Source organism: uncultured Veillonella sp. (assembly GCF_963534045.1).
Classification (GTDB): Bacteria; Bacillota; Negativicutes; order Veillonellales; family Veillonellaceae; genus Veillonella.
The window spans coordinates 1-6328 of record NZ_CAUSQT010000058.1; the positions used below are offsets into that span (position 1 = coordinate 1).

The 6328-nt window shown below is 37.8% G+C and carries 7 protein-coding genes and 1 pseudogene; 1 reads left to right on the forward strand and 7 read right to left on the reverse strand.

Going from position 1 to position 6328, the window contains the following annotated elements; genetic code table 11:
* From RYP29_RS07790 to RYP29_RS07815, 6 genes and pseudogenes are all read right to left on the reverse strand, one after another.
* A pseudogene (locus RYP29_RS07790) lies at positions 1 to 172 on the reverse strand (oxaloacetate decarboxylase subunit alpha); the annotation flags it as partial.
* Between the two features lie 490 nt (positions 173 to 662).
* Positions 663 to 980 carry a hypothetical protein gene (locus RYP29_RS07795; protein WP_005382186.1) on the reverse strand — a complete coding sequence of 106 codons (318 nt, stop codon included), beginning with the start codon at positions 978 to 980 and terminating at the stop codon, positions 663 to 665.
* 82 nt (positions 981 to 1062) lie between these two features.
* Complete coding sequence (waaF, locus tag RYP29_RS07800; RefSeq protein ID WP_311532952.1) at positions 1063 to 2142, reverse strand: lipopolysaccharide heptosyltransferase II; 1080 nt, start codon at positions 2140 to 2142, stop codon at positions 1063 to 1065.
* A gap of 168 nt (positions 2143 to 2310) precedes the next feature.
* Complete coding sequence (locus tag RYP29_RS07805) at positions 2311 to 3252, reverse strand: hypothetical protein (protein ID WP_005377691.1); 942 nt, start codon at positions 3250 to 3252, stop codon at positions 2311 to 2313.
* 8 nt (positions 3253 to 3260) lie between these two features.
* A complete protein-coding gene (locus tag RYP29_RS07810; protein WP_005377648.1) occupies positions 3261 to 4199 on the reverse strand; it encodes a phosphodiester glycosidase family protein in 939 nt (312 codons plus the stop codon).
* Positions 4200 to 4210: 11 nt separating this feature from the next.
* Positions 4211 to 5017 carry a polysaccharide deacetylase family protein gene (locus RYP29_RS07815; RefSeq protein ID WP_005380216.1) on the reverse strand — a complete coding sequence of 269 codons (807 nt, stop codon included), beginning with the start codon at positions 5015 to 5017 and terminating at the stop codon, positions 4211 to 4213.
* A gap of 176 nt (positions 5018 to 5193) precedes the next feature.
* Between RYP29_RS07815 and RYP29_RS07820 the strand changes: the two genes are divergently transcribed.
* Positions 5194 to 5985 (forward strand): carbon-nitrogen family hydrolase, encoded by a 792-nt coding sequence (locus RYP29_RS07820; RefSeq protein ID WP_311532953.1) that lies wholly within the window; start codon positions 5194 to 5196, stop codon positions 5983 to 5985.
* A gap of 42 nt (positions 5986 to 6027) precedes the next feature.
* Here RYP29_RS07820 and RYP29_RS07825 read toward each other — a convergent pair whose 3' ends face one another.
* Positions 6028 to 6240 (reverse strand): hypothetical protein, encoded by a 213-nt coding sequence (locus RYP29_RS07825; RefSeq protein ID WP_311532955.1) that lies wholly within the window; start codon positions 6238 to 6240, stop codon positions 6028 to 6030.
* Positions 6241 to 6328 lie beyond the last annotated feature (88 nt).

Consider the following 6328-nt stretch of genomic DNA (forward strand, 5'->3'; position numbering starts at 1 on the left):
AACGAAGACAGCTATCATAAGTAGCGCCGCCCCAACATTCAAGAGCTTCATAACCGATTTCATCTAAAAGGCCAAGCACTGGTTCCATTTGTTCGTAACGCATGCGAGTTGCCAAAATAGATTGATGACCGTCACGAAGAACGGTTTCACAGATTCTTAATTTTTTAGCCATGTTAATCCTCCAATTCGAAATAGTAAGGTGATGTAATTTTATACATACACTCAATGACTATCTCATACCTATTTATCAACAATTCCTATAGTTCCTACTTATGTAGGTAAAATGTGCTAGGAATTATTGGAACATACTTATATTAGACTACTTCTAAAATTCTTTGTCAACAAGTATATTATGCTTATTTATCATCAAAAAGCATGCATTTTTGATATAAAAGTGTAAAAAAAATCACCAAAAACTCTTGTTATGCTAGATTTTATCTTGCATTTTTAATCATCACCAAATGAGTATGTTAATGAGAATGTAAAAGCAAACTAATCCTCATATCGTTATAATTTTTATTTATGTACGAAAGTATATCAGTATTTATTAATGTAGTACAACGAATTATCTTGATTTACAGATCTCGTTATCACTTTTTTTGATAACTGACAAAAGCAATCTAATATTCATGAATATACATTTTCTATTTCAAATATACTTTTTATTTCACCTTTTTAGGTGCTGTTTCAAGAACAATATTCTTTCCATCTCGTTTTACTTGGATAGAGAATGCCCCTTCGCCCTCTTTAAAATACTCCATTTTAATGTCTAACAACATCTTACCGATAAGTGTTTCCACCTTCTCAGTTAAAAATTCACGATAAAATGCATCTTGTGTTTGCTTAGGACTTTGATGAATCACAGGTTTCGCTGCATTGCGTTCCGCCTGCATCATAGTTTCTTCAAAGTTATCATTTCCACCCCATTGCTTCATCATTTCTGCGTCTGATAAGCCTTTTTGAATTTTAAACTTTGCCATTATATACTCCTATTCTACTAGTTAGACGACCAACATAATGCGTATTCTAACTAACTTTATATATTATCACTCTTATTTAAGTCTAATTCTTTACACCTAATAATTCAATAATATGTTCCTTCACCATAACTGGATCAATACCAGACATACAGTACGCTTTTCCCTTCGGACATTTTCGTTTACGGCACCCCAAGCAGTCCATATCATGATTTTGTAGCACTTTATAGGTTCCAGTCAGAGGTCCCCACTCTGCAGGGTTTGTAGGGCCAAATAAAGCTATTACAGGGCGTTGTAGAGCCACGGCCATATGTAGTGCACCCGTATCACAGGCCACTACCACCTCACATTCACCAAGAAGAGCCGCCATTTCACGTAAAGTAGTCTTACCTAATTTATTGTAAACTGGCAAATTCTCTTTCTCTACATGTTGCATCAAATCTTCAAACTCTTGTGCTTCTTTTGGTCCACCCAAGCATATAAAATTGCTTCTATAGGATAGTGAATCAATTAGTTGTTGCCACTTTTCATAAGGCCAGGACTTAGTCTGCCATGATGAACCTAAAACTAAACCTATCAATGGTCTATCTTTTTCTGCAAACGCCGTTTCTACTTCGAATTTAGCTCGTTGTTGCTCATCAGCTGTTACAATGAGATCCATTAGATTCATATTCTTAGTCTCAACAGGGATAGTCTCTGTGTTTAATGCACCTGGCAATAATTTAGCTACATCAAGATATTGCTCTATAACATGCTTTGACCGATTCTTCGATTTGTAATTAGTAAATAACCAATTCAGTTCTTTAGTACCTCCTAATCCTAACCGTATAGGTGCACCAGATGCCAATAGTACAAGTCCCGTAATAAGCCGGCCTTGTACATCAACAGCTATATCGAAGTGATAAGGCTTTAAACATTTTCGTAAATCCCACCACATATTCCACATGGTACGAAGGTGTAATTTTTTTGAATGAGCCTCATATTCATCCCGTTCCCAAGGAATTATATGATCTACATAGGGATTATGTTCTAATAGTTCAGCCATGCTAGGTGTAACAATCCAATGTAATTTTGCATCCGGATACTGTTGCTTTATCCACCTTGCGGCGGCTGTGGCATGCAGTATATCACCAATATAACTGAGCCGTACAAACAATATATTCATTGACAACCGCCTTTCTCATGTATTATCATCGCCCGTTAAATCATCATCTCGTATACTCATATACCGATTATAACGAAATATATATGAGTTCAACTTGAATTATGTCGTATAAAACTAAATAATTTTATAAATAAAGCCTTTATAACCTGCGATTATAAAGGCTTTATATTAATTCTTTTTCTTAGAGCTAGAGTCTTTAGATGATTTATCGTTATCTTCTGTTACTTTGGTCGTATCATCACTGCCATTGGCAATAATTTCTTTCACCGCATTCATAGTTACTTCAGACAAGGTAGTCGGATTATTATATTTATAAATAGGTTTAAATCCTACGCCTAATTTACCAGAGTATACAGTTAATACATTATTATCTTCATCGACACGAGCAATATAGATGGTCTTGCTAGTATCTACACCAAGCAAACGGAATCGTCCAGGTGGGTTGATAACACGCCAACCACCTTCGATACCATTAAACATGAAGATGTCGCCAGTTTTAGCATTATCGTAGAAGAAATTATCTTCATCATAGAATACAGCAATACGACCAATGTCCGTAGCTTGCATGTAAACGCGACGCGTATCATAGTTCGCATCAGTTCTGTAAATCCGGTATGCACCTTCACGAACTTTTACCTTCATGTACACCACATTTGTCGCTTCGGAATATGCCGCATCAACAATGCGACTACCCTTTGGTACATCTTCAAGTTCTGTATCTACTTCGTGTTCCGGATCATCTGCATTGAGTCGAGCCATAACAACCTTGTTGTCCGTATACAGGCCCATAATTGCGTAGTTACGATCTGGCATCCAGTCAAAATAGCTAATGGAGCGACCTTTCAAACTAACCGTTGTGGGCTTGCTTTCACCAGCCTTATAAATCCGAAGAGATTCATCTGTAACAACAGCCATAAATTGATGGTCATAAGATACGTATTTACGTCCCTCCTTTACGTCAGGGAAGTTTTTCGTGTCATCCTTAGACGCACCAGAGACGTTAAATTCTGTAGTCGGTGCAAACATATATTGATCAAGGTACAGATACACCCCTCCTTGCAGTAGAATACCTACCGCAAAGGCGCTCAGTACACGCGTAAAAGGTTTCATTGTTCCTCCTATTTCACGATAAACGCCGTAGGAATCATCCGTTCCCCTAACAAATCGGCTGGTTTATTTACAACTTTGCCATTTAAATACAATGTAGAGCTAGAGCCACCATCGAGGTTAGCCGCAATGTATGCGCCCTTTTCATAAAGTACATCTTGCACATCACGCAAGGTAGCACCCAAGGAATAACCTGGTTGACGACCGTCGATTACAACGAACAACACAGTACCATCCTTACGTTGACCTATAGCCGTACGAGGACCTACGCCCCAACCGCCATCGCCATCTGTAATCATCTTCTTACCATCTACGATAAGAGGTGGCCCAAAGGTAATACCTTCCATAGCTTTCATATCAGCTAATTCAGTTTTATCATAGTTGCCAGCAATGAGGTTGCCAGATTTGGAGAAACCTACGAAGTCAACAGATTCATCAGGACCTACATCCTTACCGATGATATAATCCCCTTCGTGAAGGATAAAGCCATATGGCAAGCGGCCTGTACCAGTACCATTAGGATCGTGAAAGCCACCGCCATTGATAGCCGCTACGGCACCATTCATTTTAGCAATATTACTTGTAGTATCCCCTTTTTCTTGAATGTTTGCAGCTGTCGCAACTTGGATACGACGAGGATCTGGAATTTCAAGCACGTACCCTACATAACGAGAAGACTCAATTTTTTCCAATTTTAAGTCTTTATCTTCGCGAGCATTAAATTTAAACAAATCTTGACTCTTTACAACGCCTACTGTCCCCAAAATAGATTGCAATTCATCGTTGCTGAATAGCCATGTAATGTATTGAGGATGACGAGATTGTAAGATAGCACCAATAACGGCACGTTTTACATTATTAAATGGTCCAAACAATACCACGAATGGTGATGTGACTGCGGTAAATAAGAACACCATAATGATGAACTTTACCCAATTCTTTTTAAACAATGTATATCTCCTTATAAATCACTGTAATGTTCAGTGCTAATTCGTTCTTCAAAATGCTTGATGTCTACGGCATTACCAACCCAAACACGTAAAATATTGTATGGATTATCCCCTGTATGAGCCCAACCGGACTTCATAGCCATTGCCATCTTTATACCACTGTCTTTTGTGGCAGCATCGGTATCCTTATTTTTGTCCCCATAGGGATAACAGAACCAAGGGTTATCTGTAATTCCTAACTTATCAGCTAACGCTTGTTGTGCTTTTTGAATATTTTCCATTTGTGCTGCTTTTGAAAGTTGGCCCATTTCCACGTGTTGGAATCCATGATTAGAAATAGTTATACCATTGTCTTTCATTTCTTTTAGCTGTTCCCATGTAAGCCGCGTTCCTACATCGCCTGGATTAACAAATACAGTAGCAGCAAAACCATATTCTTTCATCAATGGATACACGATAGAGTATGTATCTGCATAACCATCATCAAAGGTGAGTACTACGGGCTTTTCAGGTACCGCTGCACCATTAACTACATAATCGTATAATTGATCCATCGTCAACGGATGGTACCCATTATCCTTGAGGAACTTCATTTGCTGACGGAATAAATCCTCGCGGATAACCGCATCATTATCTTTATCATCGCCAATCTTGTGATACATGAGTACCGGAACTCCCGACGGATGTACCATCGTAACCTGTTGTGTAGGTGGCGTTTTAGTTTCATTTTCTGTCGTTTGCTGTGAAAGCATTCCACATCCTGCTAACGCTGTAGCAATTACAATTGTGAAAAGCACTACCAATGAAAATCGTTTCATAGGTCCCCCTTTATATAGACACAATTTAATAACTTATATTATATCATTTATAAGGAGAATAGTAAAAACTAGCGAATTGTTTACCCGTGATTGTAATCTACTCAATAATGTTTTAATATTTTAATTATAATATATTTCACATAAACGATACCATTTCATCAAATAAAGGATTTACTATGAAAAAACGCCTAACTATTATTCAAATGGACGTCCATGTAAATGACGTAGAATATAACTATACTCGTGTTCAAGAATTACTCTCTCAATCACTTTCTGAAAACCCAGATATTATCGTATTACCAGAAACTTGGAATACCGGATTCTATCCATCAAAAGAGTTAATCAACATCGCTGACAGAAACGGAGAACGAACTAAATCATTATTAAGTACATTTGCGAAAGAGCATAACGTAAACATCGTAGGTGGCTCTGTAGCAGTTGCTAAAAATGATGTCGTGTTCAATACCTCCTATGCCTATAACCGAGAAGGCACGCTCGTTGGAGAGTACTCTAAAATGCACGGCTTTAGTCCAGCGAAAGAAGATCAATACTTCGCAGGCGGTACGCACACCACACATTTTGAGTTAGATGACATTCCGTGTAGCACCGTTATTTGCTACGATATCCGCTTTCCAGAATTAGTGCGCATGGCAGCATTACCGAATACAGAATTGCTATTTGTGCCAGCTCAATGGCCTACTATGCGCCTACGACACTGGCAAGTACTTAATGAAGTACGCTCCATAGAGAATCAATTATTCGTGTGTGCTGTAAACGGCTGTGGCACGGTTGGTCGCGTCCAAAGTACGGGACACTCCGCCGTATATGATCCATGGGGTACAAATCTATTAGAAATGAATACTGAGGAAGGTATTGCTACTGTAGATATTGATTTCGATGTTGTCGAAGACATTCGCAACAAAATCAATATATTCAGGGATCGTAAACCAGAACTGTATAATCTATAACATAAAAGACACATTGCTATAATTTGCAATGTGTCTTTTACATTAGAATTCAATAAGATTCCACATATCCTCTGGCACTTGTTCTAGAGGTTTATTGTTTGCTATTGCTTCTTTCAATATATCAATTGTATCTTGAACCTCTTGCTTGTCCTTTGTATTAGGATCATGAAGGATAACACGATTTAAGGAATCTTCGCCAAATTGTTTTAAATATTCCTGTTCTACTTGGTTTAATTCACGACGTAAGTATTTCAAAACATCACCTCTTATAAATTATACTTTTCCTGTATTTCCTTCACCGTTAATGTATATGGATTTACTTTAAATTCAAACAATGCTTCTT

Coding starts and splice junctions, on each gene's coding strand:
- RYP29_RS07805 (WP_005377691.1), bottom strand. CDS start 3,252: ATGAAACCTTTTACGCGTGTACTGAGCGCCTTTGCGGTAGGTATTCTA.
- waaF (WP_311532952.1), bottom strand. CDS start 2,142: ATGAATATATTGTTTGTACGGCTCAGTTATATTGGTGATATACTGCAT.
- RYP29_RS07820 (WP_311532953.1), top strand. CDS start 5,194: ATGAAAAAACGCCTAACTATTATTCAAATGGACGTCCATGTAAATGAC.
- RYP29_RS07815 (WP_005380216.1), bottom strand. CDS start 5,017: ATGAAACGATTTTCATTGGTAGTGCTTTTCACAATTGTAATTGCTACA.
- RYP29_RS07795 (WP_005382186.1), bottom strand. CDS start 980: ATGGCAAAGTTTAAAATTCAAAAAGGCTTATCAGACGCAGAAATGATG.